24 protein-coding genes and 1 tRNA gene are annotated in these 23,995 nt (G+C 65.3%); 18 read left to right on the forward strand and 7 right to left on the reverse strand.

All coding sequences use genetic code 11. The annotated features are described in order from the left end of the window. Window positions 1-57 precede the first annotated feature (57 nt). Both cysK and P0652_RS14075 read left to right on the forward strand, forming a co-directional pair. A complete protein-coding gene (cysK, locus tag P0652_RS14070) occupies window positions 58-1,044 on the forward strand; it encodes a cysteine synthase A (protein ID WP_284179454.1) in 987 nt (328 codons plus the stop codon). Between the two features lie 125 nt (window positions 1,045-1,169). After that, window positions 1,170-1,246: transfer RNA gene (locus P0652_RS14075), tRNA-Arg, on the forward strand. A gap of 59 nt (window positions 1,247-1,305) precedes the next feature. Here P0652_RS14075 and P0652_RS14080 read toward each other — a convergent pair. After that, window positions 1,306-2,322 carry a LacI family DNA-binding transcriptional regulator gene (locus tag P0652_RS14080; RefSeq protein WP_284179455.1) on the reverse strand — a complete coding sequence of 339 codons (1,017 nt, stop codon included), beginning with the start codon at window positions 2,320-2,322 and terminating at the stop codon, window positions 1,306-1,308. Between the two features lie 177 nt (window positions 2,323-2,499). On the opposite strand from P0652_RS14080, the gene P0652_RS14085 reads away from it, so the two are divergent. The 8 genes from P0652_RS14085 to P0652_RS14120 all read left to right on the forward strand — a co-directional run bounded on the left by P0652_RS14085 (window position 2,500) and on the right by P0652_RS14120 (window position 10,370). Then, a complete protein-coding gene (locus tag P0652_RS14085) occupies window positions 2,500-3,285 on the forward strand; it encodes an ABC transporter permease (RefSeq protein ID WP_284179456.1) in 786 nt (261 codons plus the stop codon). 2 nt (window positions 3,286-3,287) lie between these two features. Then, entirely contained in the window at window positions 3,288-4,076 is a 789-nt protein-coding gene (locus P0652_RS14090; RefSeq protein WP_284179457.1) for an ABC transporter permease, read from the forward strand. Window positions 4,077-4,086: 10 nt separating this feature from the next. Next, complete coding sequence (locus P0652_RS14095; RefSeq protein WP_284179458.1) at window positions 4,087-4,884, forward strand: ABC transporter ATP-binding protein; 798 nt, start codon at window positions 4,087-4,089, stop codon at window positions 4,882-4,884. Further along, entirely contained in the window at window positions 4,877-6,124 is a 1,248-nt protein-coding gene (locus P0652_RS14100) for a DegT/DnrJ/EryC1/StrS family aminotransferase (RefSeq protein WP_284179459.1), read from the forward strand. Before P0652_RS14095 ends, P0652_RS14100 begins: the two co-directional genes overlap by 8 nt. Before the next feature lie 29 nt (window positions 6,125-6,153). Continuing rightward, window positions 6,154-7,203, forward strand: a complete 1,050-nt coding sequence (locus P0652_RS14105; protein WP_284179460.1) for an ABC transporter substrate-binding protein — start codon at window positions 6,154-6,156, stop codon at window positions 7,201-7,203. A 65-nt stretch (window positions 7,204-7,268) separates the two neighbouring features. Beyond that, a complete protein-coding gene (gene hpsN / locus P0652_RS14110) occupies window positions 7,269-8,582 on the forward strand; it encodes a sulfopropanediol 3-dehydrogenase (RefSeq protein ID WP_284179461.1) in 1,314 nt (437 codons plus the stop codon). Then, complete coding sequence (locus tag P0652_RS14115; RefSeq protein ID WP_284179462.1) at window positions 8,583-9,356, forward strand: SDR family NAD(P)-dependent oxidoreductase; 774 nt, start codon at window positions 8,583-8,585, stop codon at window positions 9,354-9,356. Between the two features lie 9 nt (window positions 9,357-9,365). After that, complete coding sequence (locus P0652_RS14120) at window positions 9,366-10,370, forward strand: zinc-dependent alcohol dehydrogenase (RefSeq protein ID WP_284179463.1); 1,005 nt, start codon at window positions 9,366-9,368, stop codon at window positions 10,368-10,370. A 4-nt stretch (window positions 10,371-10,374) separates the two neighbouring features. Here P0652_RS14120 and P0652_RS14125 read toward each other — a convergent pair whose 3' ends face one another. Genes P0652_RS14125 through P0652_RS14135 form a run of 3 tightly spaced genes read right to left on the reverse strand, consistent with a single transcriptional unit; the run spans window position 10,375 to window position 13,932 of the window. After that, window positions 10,375-11,496, reverse strand: a complete 1,122-nt coding sequence (locus P0652_RS14125; RefSeq protein WP_284179464.1) for a Gfo/Idh/MocA family protein — start codon at window positions 11,494-11,496, stop codon at window positions 10,375-10,377. Beyond that, complete coding sequence (locus P0652_RS14130) at window positions 11,493-12,914, reverse strand: hypothetical protein (protein ID WP_284179465.1); 1,422 nt, start codon at window positions 12,912-12,914, stop codon at window positions 11,493-11,495. Before P0652_RS14130 ends, P0652_RS14125 begins: the two co-directional genes overlap by 4 nt. 4 nt (window positions 12,915-12,918) lie before the next feature. Beyond that, window positions 12,919-13,932, reverse strand: coding sequence for a tagatose 1,6-diphosphate aldolase (locus tag P0652_RS14135; protein WP_284179466.1), 1,014 nt, complete (start codon window positions 13,930-13,932; stop codon window positions 12,919-12,921). A gap of 203 nt (window positions 13,933-14,135) precedes the next feature. On the opposite strand from P0652_RS14135, the gene P0652_RS14140 reads away from it, so the two are divergent. The 4 genes from P0652_RS14140 (at window position 14,136) to P0652_RS14155 (ending at window position 18,372) form a co-directional block, all read left to right on the forward strand. After that, complete coding sequence (locus P0652_RS14140) at window positions 14,136-15,200, forward strand: ABC transporter ATP-binding protein (RefSeq protein WP_284179467.1); 1,065 nt, start codon at window positions 14,136-14,138, stop codon at window positions 15,198-15,200. Window positions 15,201-15,222: 22 nt separating this feature from the next. Then, window positions 15,223-16,497 carry an ABC transporter substrate-binding protein gene (locus P0652_RS14145; protein WP_284179468.1) on the forward strand — a complete coding sequence of 425 codons (1,275 nt, stop codon included), beginning with the start codon at window positions 15,223-15,225 and terminating at the stop codon, window positions 16,495-16,497. Between the two features lie 7 nt (window positions 16,498-16,504). Further along, the gene (locus P0652_RS14150) at window positions 16,505-17,416 is read left to right on the forward strand and encodes a carbohydrate ABC transporter permease (protein WP_284179469.1); all 912 of its coding nucleotides are present in this window, start codon (window positions 16,505-16,507) and stop codon (window positions 17,414-17,416) included. Between the two features lie 152 nt (window positions 17,417-17,568). Then, a complete protein-coding gene (locus P0652_RS14155) occupies window positions 17,569-18,372 on the forward strand; it encodes a carbohydrate ABC transporter permease (protein ID WP_284179562.1) in 804 nt (267 codons plus the stop codon). 57 nt (window positions 18,373-18,429) lie between these two features. Here the strand turns inward: P0652_RS14155 and P0652_RS14160 are convergent, their stop codons facing one another. The 3 genes from P0652_RS14160 to P0652_RS14170 form a co-directional block, all read right to left on the reverse strand. Then, window positions 18,430-18,831 carry a hypothetical protein gene (locus tag P0652_RS14160; protein ID WP_284179470.1) on the reverse strand — a complete coding sequence of 134 codons (402 nt, stop codon included), beginning with the start codon at window positions 18,829-18,831 and terminating at the stop codon, window positions 18,430-18,432. Continuing rightward, window positions 18,828-19,877 (reverse strand): aldose epimerase family protein, encoded by a 1,050-nt coding sequence (locus tag P0652_RS14165; RefSeq protein WP_284179471.1) that lies wholly within the window; start codon window positions 19,875-19,877, stop codon window positions 18,828-18,830. The genes P0652_RS14160 and P0652_RS14165 overlap by 4 nt, the downstream gene beginning before the upstream one ends. Before the next feature lie 240 nt (window positions 19,878-20,117). Then, on the reverse strand, window positions 20,118-20,867 hold the full coding sequence (locus P0652_RS14170) for a Crp/Fnr family transcriptional regulator (RefSeq protein ID WP_502947534.1): 750 nt from the start codon (window positions 20,865-20,867) through the stop codon (window positions 20,118-20,120). A gap of 122 nt (window positions 20,868-20,989) precedes the next feature. On the opposite strand from P0652_RS14170, the gene P0652_RS14175 reads away from it, so the two are divergent. The 4 genes from P0652_RS14175 (at window position 20,990) to P0652_RS14190 (ending at window position 23,989) form a co-directional block, all read left to right on the forward strand. Then, complete coding sequence (locus P0652_RS14175) at window positions 20,990-21,325, forward strand: hypothetical protein (protein WP_284179473.1); 336 nt, start codon at window positions 20,990-20,992, stop codon at window positions 21,323-21,325. A gap of 71 nt (window positions 21,326-21,396) precedes the next feature. After that, the gene (gene ccoN / locus P0652_RS14180) at window positions 21,397-23,052 is read left to right on the forward strand and encodes a cytochrome-c oxidase, cbb3-type subunit I (RefSeq protein ID WP_284179474.1); all 1,656 of its coding nucleotides are present in this window, start codon (window positions 21,397-21,399) and stop codon (window positions 23,050-23,052) included. 3 nt (window positions 23,053-23,055) lie between these two features. After that, entirely contained in the window at window positions 23,056-23,823 is a 768-nt protein-coding gene (gene ccoO / locus P0652_RS14185; protein WP_284179475.1) for a cytochrome-c oxidase, cbb3-type subunit II, read from the forward strand. Between the two features lie 10 nt (window positions 23,824-23,833). Continuing rightward, complete coding sequence (locus tag P0652_RS14190) at window positions 23,834-23,989, forward strand: cbb3-type cytochrome c oxidase subunit 3 (protein ID WP_284179476.1); 156 nt, start codon at window positions 23,834-23,836, stop codon at window positions 23,987-23,989. The last annotated feature ends 6 nt before the right edge of the window (window positions 23,990-23,995 follow it).

Raw genomic sequence — 23,995 nt, forward strand, 5'->3', positions numbered from 1 at the left:
TCCCCCTCAGGCAGGGCCTAGCTTCAGGTGAAACGCACCAACCCTGAAGGCGCCTCCATGAGTGTCCAGTCGAAACCCGAAACCGGCAAGGCCCGCAAGCCGGGTCGCGGCCGCGTCTATTCGTCGATTACCGAGACGATCGGCGATACACCCGTCGTCCGGCTTGATCGTCTCGCCCGCGCGGAAGGCGTGAAGGCCAATCTCTTCGCCAAGCTCGAATTCTTCAATCCGCTCGCCTCGGTCAAGGACAGGATCGGCCTCTCGATGATCGAGGTCGCCGAGGCGGAAGGCCGCATCGCCCCCGGCAAGACCGTCCTGGTCGAGCCGACCTCCGGCAATACCGGCATCGCGCTCGCTTTCGTCGCAGCCGCCAAGGGCTACCGCCTGATCCTGACGATGCCGGAATCCATGTCGATCGAGCGCCGCAAGATGCTCGCCTATCTCGGCGCCGAACTCGTGGTGACCGAGCCAGGCAAGGGCATGAAGGGCGCGATAGCCAAGGCCGAGGAAATCGTCGCGGAAACGCCGAACGCGGTCATCCCGCAGCAATTCCGCAACCCCGCCAACCCGCTCGTCCATCGCAACACCACGGCCGAGGAAATCTGGAACGACATGGGCGGCGAGATCGATTTCTTCGTTGCCGGTGTCGGCACCGGCGGCACGATCACCGGCGTTGGCCAGGTTCTCAAGCCGCGCCGCCCCGGCCTCAGGGTGGTGGCGGTCGAGCCGGTCGAGAGCCCGGTCCTGTCGGGCGGCGAACCCGGATCGCACAAGATCCAGGGCATCGGGGCTGGCTTCGTCCCCGAGATCCTCGACCGCGCGGTGATCGACGAAATCGTCCGTATCGACAGTGCCACCGCCATCGCCACTGCCCGCCAGCTCGCGCGGATCGAGGCGATTCCCGGCGGCATTTCCTCCGGCGCAGCCACGGCTGCAGCGCTTGAACTCGCCCGCCGGCCGGAAAATGCCGGCAAGAACATCGTCTTCATCGTGCCGTCTTTCGCCGAGCGCTACATTTCCAGCCTGCTCTTTGAAGGGCTGTAAGCTCCGTCTGCCGCCGCTTCCGGAGGCCTTCTCCGGCAGCGGCGATGCGCATGGCAGGGAAAATCGCCTCGGTGCGGAAAGCTCCGTTGCAGAGCCCGGAATCATCCGCTAAACGGGGTCTGCACGCACCCGTAGCTCAGCTGGATAGAGTGTTGGATTCCGAATCCAAAGGTCGCAGGTTCGAATCCTGCCGGGTGCGCCATTTCATTCTTTCGTACGAGTGATCATCAGAGGCTGCTTGCGGCCCTTTCACTCGCGCCCTTATCCCCGGGTCAGCGCAGGCCCCGTGGAACGCCGGACGATCAGGTCGACCGGCAGGGTCAGCGTGGTCGGGCCGGGCTCGTCCCGCAGGATGGCGACCATCATCCGTGCTGCTTCGGTGCCGATCCGCGCTGTCGGGACATGCACGGTCGTCAGCGAGGGCGAGACATGCGCGGACATGTCGAGATCGTCGATGCCGGCCACCGATAGATCCGCCGGAATCGCAAGGCCCCGGGCCTGCGCCTCGACCATGCAGCCGATGGCGATGAGATCGATCCCGCCGACAATCGCCGTCGGGGGCTCGGCGAGGTCGAGCAGTTGGGCGCAGCCCATCCGCCCGCCGGCCAATGTGGTCGCCTGCTCGCAGGCCAGCGCCGGCGGCAGGGTCAGGCCGGCTTCCTCCAGCGCGCGGCGGACGCCGCGATAGCGCCCGCGCTGGCGGTCATTGAAGCGCGTGGCGCCGGTGATCACGCCGATCCGGCGATGGCCGAGCGCGATCAGATGGCGGGTCGCCAGCAGGCCGGCATATTCGTTGTCGACCAGCACCGAAGGCGCCCCGTCCGGCGCGCACCAGGTCATCACCACCGGAAGGCCGGATTGCGCAAGCAGCTGTGCGGCTTCGGCAATCCGCTCCGCGCCGACCAGGATCAGCCCGTCGACACCGCGCGCCAGAAGCGTACGGATGCATTCGGCCTCGGCGGCCTTGCTGTAATCATGCGAGGCGACCAGCAACTGGTAGCCATCCTCGGCCAGCTGGGCCTGCATGGCCTGCAGGGCCTTGGAGAAGATGGCATTGTCCAGGGTCGGCATCACCGCGCCGATCGTCATCGAGCGCCCGGAAGCCAGAGCCCGCGCGGCGGCATCGGGGCGATAGCCGAGATGATCGGCCGCCCGACGCACGCGCGCCAGTGTCTCCGGCGAGAGGAGGTCCGGCTGGCTGATCGCACGCGAGACCGTGGCCGGCGAAACACCAGCTTCGCGCGCGACCTCGCTCAGTCGGATCCGGTTCCTGGCCATCGCACCCCATGAAAGAACTTTCAGCAGGCGTGCGATATCCCGTCGCGCCAGTCGAGGCAATGGCGGCTGAAAAAACTTTCATCCTCAACACCCGTTGACTCGCAATGCCGGTCCGATCACTCTGGATGAAAGCGCTTTCAAAAGAAGAGCGCAGAACAATCGGGGAGGTCGCGCTGCATGGCACCCGTGGCCAGTCGCAAGACACTTATCGGCGGCATGACCGTGATCGGTCTTGTGATGCTGTGGTTCGGGCTGACCACCTTGACCGGGCTTGTCACCAGCGCGCGCTTTCCCTCTCCGGCTGAATTCTGGCTCTCGCTCAAGCAGATCAACGGGCGTGGCTATGCCGGCTCGACCCTCGTTAGCCACGCATTCCACAGCCTGAAACTCGTGCTGATGGGCTTCGCCGTCGCGGTGCTGACGGGCGTGCCGCTCGGCCTCTGGATGGGCTGGAGTCGCCGCGTCGAGGCTTTCGTCAATCCGGTCTTCCTGATTATCCGGCCGATCCCGCCGCTGGCCTGGATCCCGCTCGCCATCCTGTGGCTTGGCCTCGGCGATGCGGCGAAGATCCTCGTGATCTGGTTCTCCGCCTTCGTGCCCTCGGTGATCAATGCCTTCACCGGGGTGCGCAATATCGACAAGCCGATCCTCGAGGCCGCCCGCATGCTCGGCACGCCGCGCTGGCGCATGGTGCGCGAGGTGATCCTCCCGGCCTCCCTGCCGATGATCTTCACCGGTCTGCGCCTTTCGCTTCAGGCGAGCTGGACCACGCTGGTGGCGGCGGAACTCGTCGGCGCACTGGTCGGCGTCGGCTTCGTGCTGAACATGGCGCAGCAGGACATCTATCCCGGCATGATCCTCGTTGGGATGGTCACAGTCGGCATTCTCGGTTGGGTGACGACGCTGCTCCTCGCGCGGGTCGAGCGGCGGGCCCTTGCCTGGAACGTGGCAGCGAGGGATTGACCATGACATCCCCCTCTCTCGGCTTTCGCGAAACCATGCTGCTGGGCCTTGCAGGCCTTGCCAGCTTCATCGGCCTCTGGAGTTTCCTCTCGGTCTCCGGCATCGTTCCCGCGCAGTTCCTGCCCGGCCCGCTCGATGTCGCGTCGCGGTTCTTCGACCTGCTGACCGCGCCCTTCGCCGGAGCGACCCTGCCGGCCCATCTCGCCTCGAGTTTCCAGCGTTATGCCTATGGCGTGCTGCTTGCGGCGGCGATCGGGGTGCCGCTCGGCCTGCTGATGGGCTTCTTCCGCCTGCTGGATGACATTGTGACTCCGCTCTTCGACGGGCTTCGCTTCATCGCGCCGATTGCCTGGGTGCCGTTCGCGGCGCTCTGGTTCGGCACGGGGATCGGCGGGCCGATCATGATCATCTTCGCCGGCGCCTTCCCGCCCTGCCTGATCAATGCCTATCGCGGCGCGCGCTTCGTCGAGCCCCGCCTGATCGAGGCGGCACGCATGCTCGGGACACCCTCCACGCGGATGATCCTCGAAGTCCTGCTGCCGGCAGCCGTTCCGTCAATCATTGCCGGCCTCCGTGTCTCGGCGGGCCTCGGATGGCAGAGCCTGGTCGGCGCCGAACTCATCGTCGCCGCCGCTGGCGTGGGCTTCATGATGGTTCAGGCGCAGGGCTCGGTCCAGACGCCCACGGTCATGGCCGGGATGATCGCCATCGGGTTGGTCGGCATGCTGATCGATGTCCTGCTGCGTCAGGGCGAAGGCTGGCTGCGCCGCAGGCGCGGACTGGAATCGTAAGGGAACGGCCATGGGCTCGATCAGCTTCCGGAATGTCGACAAGGTCTTCGGCCAGGGCACGGGCGGGGTGAAGGCGCTTGACGACATCAATCTTGACATTGCCGACAAGGAATTCGTCGCCATTGTCGGCCCGTCCGGCTGCGGCAAGACGACCTGCCTGCGCATGGTCGCCGGGTTCGAGGCGGCCAGCGCCGGTTCGGTGCTGGTCAATGGCCGGCCGGTTACTGCGCCCGGGCCGGACCGTGCGGTGGTGTTCCAGCAATTCGCGCTGTTTCCCTGGAAGACCGTGCGCGAGAACATCGAGCTCGGCCTCCGCAACAAGAACCTGCCCGTCGGCGAGCGCAACGATCTCGTCGCCAGTGCGCTGAAGCTGATGAACCTCGAGACCCATGTCGAGGCCTTCCCGCATCAGCTCTCCGGAGGGATGCAACAGCGCGTGGCGATTGCCCGTGCCTATGTGCTGGATCCGGAAGTGCTGCTGATGGACGAGCCCTTCGGTGCGCTCGATGCCCAGACGCGGGTGGTGATGCAGGAGGAACTCGTCCGGCTGGCCCGGCACAATCCACGCACGGTGCTCTTCATCACCCATGCCGTCGAGGAGGCCGTCTATCTGGCGGACCGTGTGGCGATCATGACGCGCCGACCGGGCCGCATCAAGGAAGTGCTCGACATAAAGGCCGTCCGCGAGCGCGAGAACTGGGACAGCCATGCCCGGATCGAGGATGTGATGGATCTCGAATCCTTCGTCCATCTGCGCACGCATATCTGGAAATCGCTGCGCGAGGAAAAGGGGTTCAAGGATGTCTGAGCCTGCCCGCCTCACGCGAGACCTGACCGAGCCGACGCCGATCCCCGAGGCCGGCATTGCCCGTGCAGTGGAACTCATGCGCTCCGGCCGGCTCTTCCGCTATGGCGAGATGGGCGCCGACCAGCTCGATGTCTCGCTGCTCGAACGCGAATTTGCCGCGTTCCTGGGCCGCCGCTTCTGCGTGGCGGTGAATTCCGGTGGCGGGGCGCTGTTTCTCGCCCTCAAGGTGCTGGGCGTCCAGCCGGGCGACCCGGTTCTCGTCAACGGCTTCACTTTGGCCCCGGTGCCGGGCGCGATCCTCCATGCCGCGGCGCGGCCGGTCATCGTCGAGATCGGGCCCGATTACGTGATCGATCCCGAGGATCTCCGCCGGAAGGCCGCTTCGTCCGGCGCGCGGGTTCTGCTGCTCTCGCATATGCGCGGCCATCTCGCGGATATGGACGCTGTCATGGCGGCGGCCGCGGAATGTGGCCTGCAGGTCGTCGAGGATTGTGCCCATTCGCTCTGTGCCCGCTGGAAGGGCCGGACCATCGGCACCTTTGGCGCGGCGGCGGCCTTCAGTGCCCAGACCTACAAGCATCTTAATGCCGGCGAGGGCGGTTTCCTCGTGCTCGACGACGAGGATATGGCGGCAAAGGCGATCCTCCATTCCGGCAGTTACATGCTGCATGGCCAGCATCTCAGTTCGCCCGGACCAGCCGCGCTCGAGGCTGTTGCCGAGGATATCCCGAATTTCAGCCTGCGGATGAGCGCGCTGGCCGCGGCCATGCTGCGTCCGCAACTGGCGGAGCTTCCCGCACGCGCTGCCCGCTGGAACGCCATCCATGACCGCATTGCTGCAGGCTTGCGCCGCAGCCAGCATCTCAAGGTGCCGGAGCGGGGCGGGCCGCAGGATTTCTCGGCCACCTCGGTACAATTCTCCGTCCTCGGCCTGCCGCCGGAACGCGTCGAGACCTTCCTCTCCCTCGCCAAGGCCCGCGGCGTTCCCGTCAAATGGTTCGGCGCCGGGAGCCAGGTCGGCTTCACCAGCGCGCCGCGTCATTGGCGCTATGCCGGAGACCAGGGCGCCCTCTCGCGCACCCATGATGTCCTCGCAGGGCTCTGCGACATTCGCACGCCGCTGAGTCTGACCGATGACGAATGTGACCTGATTGCCGCCATCGTCCGGGAATCGATCGAAACCGTCGCCCGGGACGGGGCAACACCAACGTCTGGCGCGAAGCCGCGCCAGCCGGCCTGACACCAAAGAGTCCACAAGGGAGAAACGATATGAAACGCATTCTGGCCAGCCTCGCCCTCGCCACGGCCCTTTCGGCGACCACCCCGCTTTCTGTATCGGCGCAGACGCCGATCGGCGTCAGCTACCAGCCCTCGCTCTACTGGGCGCTGCCCTTCCACTACGCCAATGTGAAGGGTTGGTGGAAAGATGTCGGTCTCACCCCGAACTTCACCACTTTCCCGGCCGGCGCCCCGCAGATCGCGGCTGCACCGTCGAAATCCTGGGATGTCGGCGGCACCGGTTCGGTGCCGGCGGTTCTTGGCGCCGTGCGTTTCAACATCCTGACCATCGGCATCACCAACGACGAATCCAAGACCAATGCGATGATGGTCCGCGGCGACAAGTTCGATGCTGTGAAAGCCAACCCAGCCTCGCTGAAGGGCCAGCGCCTGCTGCTGACCACCAACTCGACGGTGGATTACGCCGCCCGCAAATGCCTCGTGAAGATGGGGCTGGCTGCGAATGACATGCAGTTCGTCAATCTCGGCCAGGCCCAGATCATCACGGCGCTGACGTCCAACAACGGCGATTTTGCCGGCGTCTGGGCGCCCAACACCTACACGCTCGAAGACCGCGCCAATGCGAAATATCTCTGCTCGGGTGCCGATGCCGGCGCGATCGTCCCGGGTGCGCTGATCGTCCGGGCGGATTTCGCCAAGGAACGTCCGGATGATGTCGCAAAGTTCCTCGCGGTCTTCCTGCGCGGCTGGTCCTGGGCCAAGGCGAACCCGGCCGAGGCCCGCGCTCTCGCGCTCGACTTCTACAAGCAGGGCGGGCTTGAAGTGACCCCGCGCGCGATGGACCAGGAATTTGCCCTGCGTCCTGTTTTCGGCCTCGACGAGCAGCTCAAGATCCTTGCCCGGGGTGCCGGCGCCTCGACGGTCGATGGCTGGTTCGGTGAGATCGGCAAGTTCATCACCGATGTCGGCACGATTCCGGCCAATCCGGAACCGAAGGGCTACATCACCGATGACTTCATGAAGCGCGTTGCGGCGGATCCGAAGCTCCGCGCCTTCGCGACCGAATTCGACAAGAAATAATCCGAACCGGGCGCGGGCCTTTACGGCTCGCGCCTCGTCTCCCTCGCGCGAGAGATCCGACCCCCATGGCGATCACCTACCTGAAGAAGGCCACCAAGACCCCCGAGACCGAGACGGATTCCGCTCGCACGGTCGTTACCGAGATGCTGGCCCGCATCCAGGCGGGCGGCGAGCAGGCCGTGCGCGACTATGCGCTCTCGCTCGACAAATGGGACGGCCCCGTCGTCATGGACCAGGCGATGATCGCCGAGCGCATCCGCGATGTCCCGGATGGCGTGAAGGAGGATATCCGCCTCGCTGCCGGGCAGGTCCGGCGCTTCGCCGAAGCCCAGCGGGATTCCTGCCGCGATTTCTCGGTCGAGCTGTCACCCGGCCTTACACTCGGACAGAAGCTCGTGCCGGTAAATACGGCCGGCTGCTATGTGCCGACCGGGCGCTACGCGCATATCGCCTCGGCCTACATGTCGGTCGCCACGGCGAAGGCGGCGGGTGTGAAGACGGTGGTTGCCTGTTCCGCACCCTACAAGGGCACGGGCATCCACCCCTATGTCCTCTATGCGATGACGGTGGCCGGTGCCGACGTGATCATGTGCCTCGGCGGCGTGCAGGCCATCGCGGCCATGACCTTCGGCCTCTTCACCGGCAAACCGGCGGATATCATCGTCGGCCCTGGCAACAAGTTCGTGGCCGAAGCCAAGCGCATGCTCTTCGGCAAGGTCGGGATCGATGTCTTCGCCGGCCCCTCGGAAGTGGCGGTGATCGCCGATGACAGCGCCGATCCGCTGATCGTCGCGACCGATCTCGTCGGCCAGGCCGAGCATGGCCACGAAAGCCCGGCCTGGCTGATCACCAGTTCCCGCCGCGTGGCGGATGCGGTCATGGCGCTGATGCCGGAGCTGATCGAGGCCCTGCCGCCCACCGCGCGCGATGCCGCCGGCGCGGCCTGGCGCGATTACGGCGAGGTGGTCCTCTGCGATACGCGGGAGGAGATGGTCGCCATCTCGGATGCCTATGCCTGCGAGCATCTGGAAGTGCATTGCACCGATCTCGACTGGTGGCATGCCAGCCTGACCAATTACGGCTCGCTGTTCCTCGGCGAGGAAACCAATGTCGCCTTCGGGGACAAGGTTTCCGGCCCGAACCACATTCTACCGACCAAATTTGCCGCGCGGTATTCCGCCGGCCTGTCGGTCCATAAATTCCTCAAGCCGCTGACCTGGCAACGGATGAACCGGGAAGCCTGCCAGGCCCTGGCCCCGGTCTCGGCCCGGATCTCGCGACTGGAGGGCATGGAGGCCCATGCCCGGACGAGCGATGTCCGGATGGCGAAATATGCGCCCGGCAACAATGCCGATCTCGGCCGGCCGGTGGAGGCCTGAATGGCGTTTCGCCTTGGCGCCCTGTTCGATCTGACCGGCCGGACGGCGCTGGTTACGGGTGGCAACAGCGGCATCGGCCTCGCCATGGCGCGCGCGCTCGGCCTGGCCGGGGCCGAAATCGTGCTGGCCGCGCGCCGGCAGGAGGAAACTGCCAGCGCGATTGCGGATCTGACCCGGGAGGGCATTTTCGCCCGGGGCATTCTGGTCGATCTTGCCGCGCCCGACTGTGCGTCCATCGTCCTCGATCAGCTGAAGCTCTTCGATTGCGAGCCTGACATTCTCGTCAATGCAGCCGGCGTGAATCTGCGGCAGCCCTTTCCGGAGGTGACGGCGGAAGCCTTCGACCTCCACATGGCGCTGCATCTGCGCGCGCCCTTCCTGCTGACGCAGGCCCTCGCTCCGGCCATGGCGGCGAAAGGCTGGGGGAGGATCCTCAACATTGCCTCGCTGCAGAGCTACCGCGCCTTCCCGAATTCCGCGCCCTATGGCGCCGGGAAAGGCGGCGTGGTCCAGCTCACCCGCGCCATCGCGGAGGAATGGTCGCGCCATGGCGTGACCTGCAATGCCATTGCACCCGGCTTCTTCCCGACGCCCCTGACGGCTCCGGTCTTTGCCGATCCCGAGCGTTCGGCCCGCAACGCTGCGCAGACAGCCATCGGCCGCAACGGCCAGCTGGAAGATCTGCACGGCGTGACCGTCTTCCTCGCCTCGGACGCCTCCGCCTATGTGACGGGCCAGACGCTTGCCGTGGATGGCGGGTTCACCGCAAAATAGGACAGGGTGATGAAAGCGCTTGTCTATCTCGGCCCGAACAGCGTCACCTACCGCGACGAGCCCGATCCGGTGCCGCTGCCGGGCGAGGTGCTGGTCCGGGTCGAGGCCGTCGGCATTTGCGGTTCGGACATGCATGCCTATCACGGCCATGACAGCCGACGGCCGCCGCCGCTCATCCTCGGGCATGAGGCAGCGGGCCGGATCACCGGCGGCCCAAGGGATGGCGAACGCGTGACCATCAACCCGCTCGTCGTCGATCCCGCCTGCCCCTATGCAATCGAGGGGCGCTGGCATCTCTCGCCAACGCGTCAGATCATCTCGATGCCGCCGCGCCCGGGCGCCTTTGCCGAATTCGTCCGCATCCCCGAGCGCAATGTCGTGGCGATCCCGGACTCGATGCCCATTGCCCATGCCGCCCTGGCGGAGCCGGTTGCCGTCGCCTGGCATGCCGTACGGCTCGGCATGGAGAAGCTCCACCAGCCTCTGGCATCCTGTCGGGTCGTCGTCCTGGGTGGCGGCGCCATCGGTCTGGCCTCGGCGATTGTCGCGCGGCATTTCGGCGCGAAGGACATCCGGATCGCCGAGTCAAACCCCTTGCGGGCTGGCCTGATCCGCGACGAGGAAGGCTTCACGGTCCATGCGCCCGGCAGCGCCGGGGCTCCGGCGGCGGATTCGGTCGATCTTGTCATCGATGCCGTCGGCGCGGTGGCCACACGGCAGGCCGCCAGCGCCATGATCCGCCCGGGCGGGGTGATCGTCCATGCCGGGCTGCTGCCCGGCACCGAGGGGCTGGATATCCGCAAGATCACGCTGCAGGAAGTCACCCTGACCGGCACCTATTGCTACACGCCTGTCGATTTCGTGCAGACCGTTGCAGCACTGGCCTCCGGGCAGCTGGGCGCCTTGCACTGGTTCGAGCTGCGCCCGCTGGCCGAGGGCGCCGCCGCCTTCCGGGGCATTGACGAGGGCACGGTGCGCGCGCCCAAGGTTGTGCTCGACTGCCTCGCGACCTGAGAGCTCAACCGAACGCGTCGAGCCGGATGCTCTGGCCTGTCCGGGCGCTTTCCTCGGCCGCAAGCCCGATCCGCACCGCCTGCAGCCCGTCGGCGAGGGTCACGTCGACCGGGCCGTTTTCCAGCATCGCCGCTCGGAAGCCGAGATGCTGGAAATAGGTCGAGCCGTGATGGTCACCCGCCTTCAGGATCGCCTCGTCCACGTGCACCTTCCGCCGGACAGGGCCCTTCGGCACCCGTGGCGAGACCACTACCTCGCTGTCCCGCTCGGCTCCGCCGGGCCAGAACCGCGCCGGCCCGGGAATGAACACCTCGATCTTCGCGGCGTCGCCGGTGGCGGCGATTTCTTCCTGGAACCAGCTGCCCTCCGCAAACATGCAGAGATCGAGGCTCGCCCGGCAGCCATTGGCGAAATCGACGATGACGAAGGCATTGTCGAGAATGTCGGGCACCCGGCCGTCATAGCGTTCGTCGCGATGGTTCACATCGGCGGCCCCGGAAGCATAGACCCGCACCGGCTCCGACCCGACCACCAGCCGCATCAGGTCGAAGAAATGGCAGCATTTCTCGACCAGGGTCCCGCCGGTCCGTTCGGAAAAGCGGTTCCAGTCGCCGACCTTCTCGAGGAAGGGAAAACGATGCTCGCGGATGGCGAACATCCGCAAGGTGCCGATCTCGCCGGCCGAGACGGCACGGCGCAATTCCGCAACCGGCGGCATGTAGCGATATTCCATCGCCACCCAGATCGGGCGCGGATGGCCTGTCGCCATCGCCTCAAGCCGTCCGCAATCCGCCAGCCGCGTCACGACCGGTTTCTCGACAAGGATGCCCAGCCCCGGGCGGTGCCGCAGAACCGTTTCCAGCACGGCGATATGGGTATCGTTCGGGCTTGCAATGACCACGCAATCGAGGGGATCAGCCGCAAGCATCGCTTCAGGTGTGGCATGGCCGCGCGGGCTCTGCCCCAGATGCCGCCCGGCCTCTGCAATCGACAGCGCGACCTGTTCGGCGCTCGGATCGGCGATGGCGACAAGCTCGGATCCGGGGATCAGGCCGAGATTTCGGATATGCTCCCGGCCCATCATGCCCGCGCCGATCAGGCCATAGCGCAGAGGCTGCGCGCTCATGGCGCTGCCCTCTCGGGGGTGAGGTCGATCACGGGAAGGCCGCGTGTCGCCGCCCAGGCTTCGAGCGCCCCGCGAAAATCGCCATAGGCGAAAGCGACATGGTGCTCCAGCATAGCGCCGATCAGGCGCGAGCCGGCCTGCTTCGCCCCGCCATCGAAGCGCACCACCGCGCTCGTGCCGGTGAAACTCATCGGCGCCCGGATCACCTCGCCGGTGCCGAGCGCCAGAGCCAGCCCGTTTCGCGCCTGGGTGAGCCGCGCCATCGTGATCCGGCCCGGCTTAAGCGTGAATTCCGCCAGCAGCGGCATCTTCCGGTTGGAATGGATCTGCGCCCGGGCCGGGCATTCCGGATCACGCATGGAAAGCGGCGCCGAGCCACAATGCCAGAACACGCCGGTATCGCTGGCTTCGTCCATATCCACGATATCGACCAGCCAGCCGGTCTGCCCTGACGCGGCATTGACCAGCAGCGTTGTCACCGCGCCCATCACGTCGGCTTCGCAGGCGCAGGGCGTCCCGGCCTCGGTCAGGATACCCATCGGCCCGCAAATGGCGCAGCCATATTCGGTGAAGGTCTCCGGCCAGCAGCGGACGGCTAAGGCATCGAGAGTGTGCTCCGCCTTCAGCCCCCGCAGGCCCTCGAGCAGGCGCAGCGATTTCTCGAGCTGGCCCTGATCCACCGACTCGGTGCCGGCATAGGCCTGCCGGGCCTCGGCAAGATCATGCGCCGTTGTATCGGCATCGGCGGCGCGGGCCCGTTCGAACAGGTCGCCCAGCGGAAGCGGCGTCACGCCGCCACCGACCAGCAGGCCCGCCACACGGTCCGCATCGTAGCGGCAGGTATCGAACCCGGCGGGATGTTCGCCGACCAGCCCGATCCGCCGGTTGCGGAGGGCAGCGTCGATCGCCACGACAGCGGCATCCGGGGCAGCATCGGCGTGCGCCGGCCGCAGGGGCAAGGCCGGGAGGGCGGTTGCAGTCAGCGCGACCCGGATTGTTTCCGCGAGATCGGGGGCTTCCGGTGCGGCGAACAGCCAGCCATGCGGGATCTCCGCCCGTCCCAGAGCATGGGCGGCAAGGTTCAGGCCGCAATAGGAATTGAGCCGCAGCCGCCCGCCCGCCCGCGGTTCCGGGAAGGCCCAGAGGGCGAGGGGGAGCCCCGGGAAGGCCCGCGCGATTTCCACCGTCATCGAGGCATCGGTGAAGGTGATCTGCAGCAGCAGGATGCCGCCCAGAGCGGCCGGGTCGATGCCGGCCATCGCCGCGCGCGCGGCCGCCGCATCGAACAGCAGCGAGCGGGGCCCGCAAGTCGGGAAGCCGGCGGCATCAAGCCTGGCGAAAGCAGCGGCGGCGTAGCTTTCGGCGAAGGGAACGTCGAAGGTCGGTCGTGCAAGCGGAAGAACCAGAACGGGCTTCATCGGGTCAGGATTCCGGATAGGCGTGGCGGAAATTCTCGGTGGCATCGGCAAGACAGGCTCCGCCCCAGCCGGTCCACCATGGCGCGGCCCGGGCATCGGTCAACGCGTTGATCTCGCGCATATAGTCCACCGCGCGCCCTGCAAGACCCGCCTCGATCGCCGCCCAGTCCGGATAGGCCTTGAAGGCCTCCGACCAGATGGCCCTGCCGGCAAGATAGCCGGATGCGCCGGCACGATAGGCATGGTCCAGAACGGCTGTGAACTCGGTCATCCCGGCCCCGGCGGAGAGCATCACCCAGGGGCGGCCGCACAGCCGGCCCATCTCGTCGAACAGGGCCTGGACCGATGCGGAACCGTCGCAATCGCGTGCCGGCACCGGGCTTTCGAGCTTGAAGACATCGACGCCGTATTCGGGCTTGGCGAATTCCGCCACGCTTTCGAGAACCAGCGCGCTCTTCTTGTCGGCCATCTCGATATATTGCGTGGTCTGGTTCTTCTCGCCCGGCAGCGGATAGACCAGAAGTTCGAACAGGAAGGGAATATCGTGCTGCTTGCAGGCCTCGCCGACGCGGCGTGTAAAGGCCTTCTGATGGTCATTGACCGCCGCCGGCGCGTCGGGCCGGTACCAGGCCAGCACCTTGACGGCATCCGCGCCCATCCGGCGGATCTTGGTGACAGACCAGCCGTTGATCTCTGACGAGAGCCGCCCCTCCGCCGTCTCGCGGAAGGCGGAATCCTCCAGCGTCATGATCAGGCCCTTCCGCGGATCGAGCACCGTCTCGGCCATCGGATAGGCATAGTTCGGGTCGAGCAGCATCGCGGTCGATTCGATCTGCAGGCGCTCGACCAGCAGCGTCTTGAACCGCGCCACTGCCTCCCAAGGCGCGGTTCCGCCATGCGCTGTAGCGATCGGATTGACGATCGGCGGGCGCTGGTCGACGGCGGTCATCTTGAACCGGCCGGTGGCATCCGCCATGCGGCGAAGACCGCGCAATTTCCCTGCACTGAGCGCTTTCATCAGGCCGATTCCTCCGGACAGATCGGGGTTTCGCGCCTTCAGGCCCGCCTTTCGGGCTGGCGACGCGAAAGCTGGATTGCCAAGAACGATTAGTCTTATATAAGTTATAAGACAAGAGAGAGCTTCCACCCAGGCGGTTGGGACTGCCCGCGATTGGCCTCCGGGTTCACCCACACGCTCAAGGAAGCGGGAGGGGACACGCCGTGGCCGGGATCGAGATCGCCCAGGTTGTGAAGGCCTATGGATCGGTGCCGGTCATCCATGGCATTGACCTCTCGGTCCGCGATGGCGAGTTCGTCGTGCTGGTTGGCCCGTCGGGCTGTGGCAAATCCACGCTTCTTCGCATGATTGCCGGTCTCGAAAGCGTGACCGGCGGCACGATCCGCATCGGCGACAGGGTGGTGAATGACCTGCCCCCGCGCGACCGTGACATTGCCATGGTTTTCCAGGATTACGCGCTCTATCCGCATCGCACAGTGGCGGAGAATGTTGGATTCGGCCTTCGCATGCGCGGCGTCGATGCCGCGACTATCGCGAGGAAGGTCAACGAAGCGGCCGAGATCCTGCAGATCACCCATCTGCTCGATCGCAAGCCCGGCCAGCTCTCCGGCGGCCAGCGCCAGCGCGTGGCGATGGGCCGGGCGATCGTGCGCGATCCCAAGGTCTTCCTGTTCGACGAGCCCCTGTCCAATCTCGATGCCCAGCTCCGGGCCGAGATGCGGGTCGAGATCAAGAAACTGCACCAGCGTTTCGGCACGACGATCATCTACGTCACGCATGACCAGGTCGAGGCAATGACGCTTGCAGACCGGATCGCCATTCTCAAGGCTGGCCATGTCGAGCAATTCGCCACGCCGGACGAGGTCTACCGCCAGCCACGATCGACCTTCGTTGCGCGCTTCATCGGGTCGCCGGCGATGAATATCGTGCCGGCGAAGATCGTCCCGGATGCCACCACGATCACGCTGGCAGGCGGAGCGTCCGTTGCAGCGCCAGCCTCTTTCGCCCGGGCGCGCGGCCGCGACGTGCTGCTCGGTCTGCGGGCCGAACATCTGCGCCTTGCCGGGGCGGAAGGCGTGCCGGCCCGGACTGTCATCGTCGAGCCGCTCGGCTCCGATACCCTTGCGCTGATGCAGGTCGGGGCCGTGGAAATGACCGGACGTTTCCCGCCTTCCGCGCCCCTCCGGGCCGGTGGCGAGGTGGCACTCGGGCTCGATCTCGACCAGGCACATCTCTTCGATCCGGAAACCGGACTGGCGATCGTCTGACAACAACAAACGGGAGGAAACCATGACATCACGCTTCACCCGCCGCATGGCCGCACGGCTGGGCCTGGCTGCCGGCCTCGCTTTGGCCGGCGCCGCCTATGCCCAGGCCCAGACGACGCTGCGCATCTTCACCGGCGGCCAGCAGCGCCCCGATGTGATGCGCCAGATCGTTGACGGCTACATGAAGGCCAATCCGAACGTGAAGGTCGAGGTCGAGGTCGGCGGTGCCACCTCCGAACAGCAGCAGCAATATCTCAATACCGTGCTGGCCTCGAAGGATTCCGCGCTCGACCTGATCCTCATCGATGTCATCCGCCCGGCGCAATGGGCGGCCGCGCAATGGGCCGAACCGCTCGATGCCTATCTCGGTGCCGAGAAGGACGCGATCATGGCGCGCTATCTCCCGGCTTACCGGGCGGCGAATATCGTCAATGGCAAGGTCATCGCGCTGCCCTATTTCGCCGATGCCCAGTTCCTCTATTACCGCAAGGACCTGCTGGAAAAGCATGGCCTCCAGCCGCCGAAAACCTGGGATGAGCTGAAGGCTGCCGCCCGGAAGATCATGGCGGCCGAGGGCAATGCCAATCTCCGCGGCTTCGAGACGGCCGGCGCCCCGATCGAGGGCACCGTCTGCACCTATCTCGTTCCGCTCTGGGGTTCGGGCGAAGACATGCTGAAGGGTGGCAAGCTCAATCTCGCCGGGGCCGCCGCGAAGAAGCCCTTCGAGCTCTGGGCCGATCTCAAGGCGGCGAACGTCACGCCGCCCAACCTCGCGGAAATCCCGACAGACCGCATCCGCCAGAACATGCAGGCCGGCAACCTGATCTTCGGCATGAGCTGGGGCTACGTCTGGAACCGCCTGCAGAACGACGCGGACTCGACCGTGAAGGGCAAGATCGGTGTCGTGCCGCTGCCCGGCTTCACGGCCGACAGGCAGGCCACCTGCATCGGCGGCTGGCAGGTCGCGGTCTCGGCCTTTTCGAAGAACAAGGCCGAGGCGGCGAAGCTCGCGCGCTATCTGTCCTCGCCGGAAGTGGCGAAGCAGCAGGCCATCCTTGCCTCGCATCTCCCGGTCTTCCCGGGCGTCTATACCGATGCCGACGTACTGAAGGCCAATCCCTGGTTCGAGCAGGCCCTGCCGGTGGTCCAGTCGGCCCGCTCGCGCCCGGTGACGCCGCGTTACACAGAAGTCTCCGAAATCATGCGGACCAACATGAATGCCTTCCTGGCTGGCACCAAGACCGCCGATCAGGCGCTGGGCGACATGACGAATCGCCTCGGCGCGATCTTCCGGTAAGGTGCAGATGAGCGACACGATCCGCCACCGCCTGACGCCGCTGGAAAAATCGGAGCGCCGGCTTGGCTTTGCCATGCTGGCCCCCGCTTTCCTGCTGCTGGCGGCAGTGGTGCTCTACCCGATCGTCGAGCTCATCCGGAACTCGTTCCATTTCAACCATCTCGCCCAGCCCTGGATGGGCACGCCCTTCGTGGGGTTCGAGAACTACGTGAAGGCCCTCGGCGATGACCGTTTCCACGAGGCGGTGCTCCACACCGTGCTTTACGTTCTCGTCACCGTGCCCGGCGCTGTTGTGATCGGGCTGGGCCTCGCCCTGCTGGCCAACCAGCCCTTCAGCGTGAAATGGCCGGTGCGCCTCGGCTTGCTCCTGCCCTGGGCGCTGCCGCTGGTCTTTGCCGGCCTGATCTTCCGCTGGTTCTTCGAGTACAATCAGGGCATCGCCAATGCGATGCTGCGCGGTCTCGGCCTCGAGCCGCTGAATTGGCTGACCTCGCCAGGCCTTGCCTTCTTTGCGATCTGCCTCGCGATCATCTGGAAATCCTCGAGCTTCGTCGCGCTCGTGCTGCTCGCGGGGCTGCAGACCATCCCGAAGAGCTTCTACGAAGCGGCGGAAGTCGACGGCGCGACGAAATGGCAGCAATTCCGCGAGATAACCCTGCCCATGCTGCGCCCAGCGATTTTCGTGGCGCTGATCTTCCGCACCATCACGGCCATCCAGACCTTCGATATCCCCTATGCGATGACCAATGGCGGGCCGGGCAATTCCACCGAGACGCTGGCCATGTATATCCACAAGACCACCGTCGATTTCCTCGATCTCGGCTATGGCTCCGCTTTGGCCGTGCTGATGTTCATCGTCTCGGCTGTGATCACCTCGGTCTATCTCCGGCATACCCGCCGCGATCCGGGGAGGCACTGAGCATGGCCAGCAAAAGTGGGTTCCGGTTTTGCGTCCGGCCATGCGATCCGGGGAGGCACTGAGCATGGCCAGCAAAAGTGGTTTCCGGTTTTGCGTCCGGCCATGCGATCCGGGGAGGCACTAACTTGCAAGTCCTCAAGAACCGTCGGGCGATGATCATCCTTGCCGGCCTGATCGTGGCGGCGAACGGCTTCTTTCCCGCGCTCTGGATCCTCTTTACCTCGTTCAAGACCGAGGTGGAGCTGATGCGCGTGCCGATCACCATCATTCCGCAGGCGCCGACCATCGAGAACTATATCCGCGTCTTCGTCGACCAGCCGATCCTGCGCTTCCTGTTCAACTCGGTGGTCGTGGCGGTGCTCTCGACCCTGCTTTGCGTGACCTGCTCGGCCCTCGCGGCCTATGCGCTTGTCCGGCTGCGCCTGCCGGGCGCGGGCGTCATCCTCTCGGTGCTGCTCGCAATCGCGATGTTCCCGCTCATCTCGATGATGGTGCCGCTCTTCCAGGTGATGCGCGATCTCGGCCTTCTCAACACCTGGTGGGCGCTGATCTTCCCGCATGCTGTGCTCTCCATGCCGGTCTGCACGCTGGTGCTGATCTCGTTCTTCCAGGATATCCCGCGCGATCTCGAAAACGCGGCGATGATCGATGGCTGCACGCGGCTCGGCGCACTCTGGCATGTTGTGATCCCGCTCACCGCGCCCGGCGTCTTCACCGCCGGCATCCTCGCCTTCGTCAATTCCTGGGACGAATTCCTGCTCGCGCTGACGCTCTCGCCCCGCGTGGCGAGCCGCACCCTGCCGGTCGGCATCACGCTCTATCAGGGCGAATTCTCGTTCCCCTGGCCGATCATCTCGGCGGCGCTGATCGTCGCCATCGTGCCGATCTGCATCGTCATCGCGATCTTCCAGGAGCGCGTGGTCAGCGGGCTGACGAGCGGCGGCGTGAAGGGGTAGGTTCCATTATGGAGAGGCGGCTGGTACGCCGACAAAACGATCCAGTCCACTCTCCAGTTACCGCGTCCGTCCAGCCTTCCACGCATCGTAAAGTTTCTGAAATTTGGCTCGCTTCACGAAAACAAAGCGCTCCTCATCATCCCACATCCACCAGCCATCGCAAGCAAGAGAGAGTTCTCGAAGCAGAAGAGCTTCGCGTTCCGAGAGCTGGCCCCTGCCAAACCTATGGCCCGTCTGGGCATTCCACAGTTCGAACTCCGTCGATGCATCCCAGCCGGCACAATAAAATTCTTCGCTGATTCCTTGCATGAGGGCGAGTAACCCGGCAGCGCTGGCCTCCTTGATGGAAAACCAATTCGGCCAAGTCGCTCCAAAATACTGGCCATCCGTCAGTGGTCCCGTCTTCGACCCCAGCGTTTGCGCGTCTCTGTCGATGTTGAGCCAAGGGTTACCGCTCATCTCCCACTCCCGAACCGATACTCCGTCACCTGCCGGTAAAGCTCCCCGGGCCTGAGCACCGTGCCGGGCAGATGCGGCAGGTTGGGGCTGTCTGGCGCGTGCTGTGGCTCGAGGCAGATCCCGGCACTGGCGCCATAGCGCGCGCCATCGAGCCCCGGAACCGGCACATTCACCTTGAACCCGTCATAGACCTGCAGGCAGGGCTCCGAGGTCCAGACCTCCATGGAAAGGCCGGATGTTGCGCTGGCCAGCGTCGCGGCATGGGCGATCTCGAGGCCGGAGGCATCCTTCATGCGCCGTTCCCGCCTCAGCACGAAATTGTGGTCGTACCAGAACCGGGCGCCATCGGCCCCCGCGAAGCGGATCGGTCGCGGTGTCCGGAAATCGAACGGCGTGCCGGAAACCGGCGCCAGCGAGCCATCGGGGATCAGGTCCTCATCGACCGGGGTCATCACATTGGCCCGAACGGCGAGGCTGTGATCGAGGATATCCGCCCCGCCATCAAGGTTGAAATAGCTGTGATGGCAGAGATTGAGGATGGTCGGGCTGTCGGTGAAGGCCGAGAGCTCCACCCGCAGGGCGTTGCCCTCGGTGAGCGTGTAGCGGCAGGAAACCTGCACCGTGCCGGGATAGCCGGCCTCACCATCGGGTGAGACAAGGCCCAGCGTGCAGCTCGCCGCATCGGCATGGAGCAGGGTCCAGGGCTGCTTTCCGAAGCCCTGCCCGCCGCCATGGAGCGAATGCTTCCCCTCCTGGTTGAGCGGCAACTGGTAGGTGACCCCATCCAGCGTGAACTGTCCGCGCGCGATGCGGTTGGCATAGCGCCCGGCAATCGCGCCGAAATGGGGTGAATGGGCGATGTAATCCTCGAGCGAGTTCAGCCCCAGCACCACGCGCTGCCTCTTGCCGGCATGCGGCACGACGAGATCGCGGACGACAGCGCCCCAGCTCAGGATTTTCGCTTCGGCACCGGCGCCGTTCCTCAGCGTGATTTGCTGCACCGCCCGGCCGTCAACCTGCCCGAAAAGCGAAACATCCTGGCTCATCCTGCCCTCCCGACCTGCCGGCAGCGATGATGTCACGTGCTGGCCGCCGCCGGCAATGTCGGGCACGGCGAAGCCCGGGGATTTCCCGGGCGGTTGGCCCTTTGATCCAGATCATGGTGAGATCGGGCCGCGGCAAGCAGGGTAAAGGCGCTCGTGGACCCAAAGCAGGGAGGCGTCGGTATGGATCGGTTCAGACCACAGACGCCGGACGCGGCGGAGTTTCCCCCGGAAAGCCGGCCTTCAGCCGGCCAGCGTTTCCTCAAGCCGGGCCTGATCGAGGATGCGGATCCCGTCCGGCACGTCGAGGATGACCTTCTCGCGCATCCAGCGTGCCAGCGTGCGGCTGACCGTCTCGATGGTCAGGCCGAGATGGTCCGCAATATCCTGCCGCCCCATCGGCAGCGCCAGCGTGGCCGAGGCGCCCGTCAGGCGCGCCATGCGCTCCCGCCAGCGCAGCAGGAACGCCGCAACGCGCTCCTCGGCGCGGCGGCGGCCGAGCACCACCATGTGTTCCTGCGCGAGGCCGAGTTCATGCGAGGCGAAATCATGCAGGCGGCCCATCAGGCCATGCTTCTCATGCGCCAGCCGCGCGAAGGCCTGCCGGTCGAACCGGCACAGATTTACCTGGGTCAGGCTATCGGCCGAGAAGCCGAAATGATCGTCCATCGCAAGGCCGATAAAGTCACCGGGAATGGCAAAGCCGATCACCTGGCGCCGGCCATCGGCGAGGTCGCGCTGCAGGCGCAGCGTACCGGACGTAACCGTGTAGACCGACGTCGCGGCATCGCCCGCATGGAACAGGGCGGTCTTGGCCGGCAGCGCGATGTGCTGGGTAATGCGCTCGAGTTCGTTGATCTCGTCACGGTCAAGCGCAGCACAGACGGCATAGAGCCTGACCCGGCATTCCGCGCAGACCGAGGCACATTGACCACCGCCACACGGCGTCAGGCTGGCAATGGGCCCGGGATTTGTGGGCAGATGGGCTTCCATCACGCTCCTCGAACCGGTCAGTTTCCGCACCTCATCCTGTCTATTCACTGGGACCTGCATCGTCAATGTGCAGGTGCTCAGCCATTCGTTGCGTATGAAACCATTAACGCGGGAAGGGTACCATGACTCACCTTCCCGCCTATTCCTGTCGTCGCCTCGGCACCCGTGAACTGCGCGACACATATTCGCTTGCGCTTATGCATAATCCCGGTCTTTCCCTCGCGGAATGGCGAAAGTCGGTGCGGACGGTGCTCGACAAGGAAGCCGGTGCGCGGTTGGTGGCGGTCTATAACCGCGCCAATTGCGCCATCGCCGTCGTGCGGCATTCCGCCGCGGGTATGGCCTTCGTGCTGCGCCCCCCGGCTCTTCTCGCCGATCCGGCCCGGATCCTTGATGCTGTCCGGGATTTCTTCGAATCCTCCTCCAGGACCCCGACATCCCTTTCTGCCCCGGCTTGACAAAGATCAATGCGGGCGCCGGACAGGCATGGCATCCGGACCCTTATTGTCGTTACTGGGGGTAATCCGTCATGGCAGCCGCACAGCATTTCTCGATGCGGGGGAACGAGACGATCGGGGCCGGCCTCTGCGCCGCCTTCGGGGTCCTGTTCCTCATCATCGCCGGTCTGACCGACCATTCAGGCTATGCCTTTCATATGGTGGTGATGGCCCTGGCCTGCGGGCTGGGCTTCTACGCTATCGTCAACTGGGCCGCGCGAGGGGAAACCCGGCATGAGCCGCTCGAGATCAACGGCCGGCCGAACTACAACGACGGTCCCGTCCGCTTCGCGACCATCGCCGCCATGTTCTGGGGGATTGCCGGCTTCACGGTGGGGCTGGTCATCGCCCTGCAGCTGGCCTTCCCGGCGCTGAATTTCGACCTGCCCTGGACGAATTTCGGGCGTCTGCGGCCACTCCATACCTCCGCGGTGATCTTCGCCTTCGGCGGCAACGTCCTGCTCGGCACGTCCTTCTATGTCGTCCAGCGCACCTGCCATGCCCGGCTCGCCGGGGTGCTCTCGCCCTGGTTTGTTGTGCTCGGCTACAATCTCTTCATCGTTGTCGCTGGGACGGGCTACCTGCTGGGGATCACCCAGGGCAAGGAATATGCCGAGCCCGAATGGTATGCCGACCTCTTCCTGACCGTGGTGTGGGTGGTCTATCTGCTCGTGTTCCTCGCCACGATCTGGCGTCGGAAGGAGCCGCATATCTATGTGGCGAACTGGTTCTATCTCGGCTTCATCGTGACCATCGCCGTGCTCCATCTCGGCAACAACGCGACGATCCCGGTCTCGCTGACCAGCCCGAAGAGCTACATCCTCTGGTCCGGCATCCAGGATGCCATGTTCCAGTGGTGGTACGGCCATAACGCGGTCGGTTTCTTCCTGACCGCCGGCTTCCTCGCCATCATGTACTACTTCATCCCGAAGCGCGCCGAGCGGCCGGTCTATTCCTACCGGCTCTCCATCATCCATTTCTGGGCGCTGATCTTCCTCTATATCTGGGCCGGCCCGCATCACCTGCACTATACGGCGCTGCCGGATTGGGCCCAGACCCTTGGCATGACCTTCTCGATCATGCTCTGGATGCCCTCCTGGGGCGGCATGATCAACGGCCTCATGACCCTGTCCGGTGCATGGGACAAACTCCGCACCGACCCTGTCCTGCGCATGATGGTCGTCTCGGTGGCCTTCTACGGGATGAGCACCTTCGAAGGCCCGCTCATGTCGATCAAGGCGGTCAACTCGCTCAGCCACTACACCGACTGGACCATCGGCCATGTGCATTCCGGTGCGCTGGGCTGGGTCGGCTATGTGTCTTTCGGTGCCATCTACTGCCTTGTGCCGTGGCTCTGGAAGCGCGAGCGGCTCTATTCGAACCGGCTGGTCGAATGGCACTTCTGGATCTCCACCATCGGCATCGTCTTCTACATCAGCGCGATGTGGGTTTCCGGCATCATGCAGGGCCTGATGTGGCGCGCCTATACGAGCCTCGGCTTCCTTGAATATTCCTTCGTCGAGACCGTCGCCGCGATGCATCCCTACTACGTGATCCGGGCCTTCGGTGGCGGGCTGTTCCTGCTCGGTGCCCTGCTCATGGCCTACAATCTCTGGATGACGGTCCGCGCAGTCGCCCCCCGGGCGGAAGCCGCTCCGACCAATCTCCAGCATGTTCCTGCGGAGTGAATCATGACGACATCTCCCCAAGCTCACACCGGCAAGCCCTCGCTCTGGGCACGCCACAAGATCTTCGAGACCAACTCGATCCTGCTCATCCTGGGCATCCTGATCGTGGTCTCGATCGGCGGACTCGTCGAGATCGCCCCGCTCTTCTACCTGCGTTCGACGATCGAGAAGGTGGAGGGCATGCGGCCCTACACCCCGCTCGAGCTCGCCGGGCGCGCCATCTATGTCCGCGAGGGCTGCTACAATTGCCATAGCCAGATGATCCGCCCGCTGCGGGACGAGATCGAGCGCTACGGCCATTTCTCGCTGGCGGCCGAGAGCATGTACGACAAGCCGTTCCAGTGGGGTTCCAAGCGCACCGGGCCGGACCTTGCCCGCGTCGGCGGCAAGTATTCCGATGCCTGGCAGCTCCAGCACCTGAACGCGCCCCGCAGCCTCGTGCCGCAATCGATCATGCCGGGCTATCCGTTCCTCGCGACCACGGAACTCGACGTGAACCGGATTGCCCAGGAGATGCGGGTCAACCGCATGAGCGGCGTGCCCTACTCGGACGAGATGATCGCCAATGCGGTGACCGATCTCCGCGCGCAGGTCGACCCGGATCATCCCCAGGCCGATGCTTTCCAGAAGCGCTATCCGAAGGCGGCCAGCCGCGATTTTGACGGCAATCCGCAGCGGATCACCGAGGCGGACGCGATGATTGCCTACCTGCAGATGCTCGGCACGCTCGTCGACTTCAAGCAGTACGACAACAAAGCCAACCTGCGCTGAGGAGGATGATATGGCCCAGATGTATCATCTCCTCGCCTCGATCGCCCAATCCGTAGGGGTCCTGTATTTCATGGGGATGTTTCTGGCGGTTGTCGCCTACGCCCTGTGGCCCCGCAACCGCGAGACCTTCGATCGCGCGGCTTCCATTCCTCTGAAAGACGAGTGAGCCATG

This window comes from Rhabdaerophilum sp. SD176, assembly GCF_030143245.1.
GTDB lineage: Bacteria > Pseudomonadota > Alphaproteobacteria > Rhizobiales > Beijerinckiaceae > Rhabdaerophilum.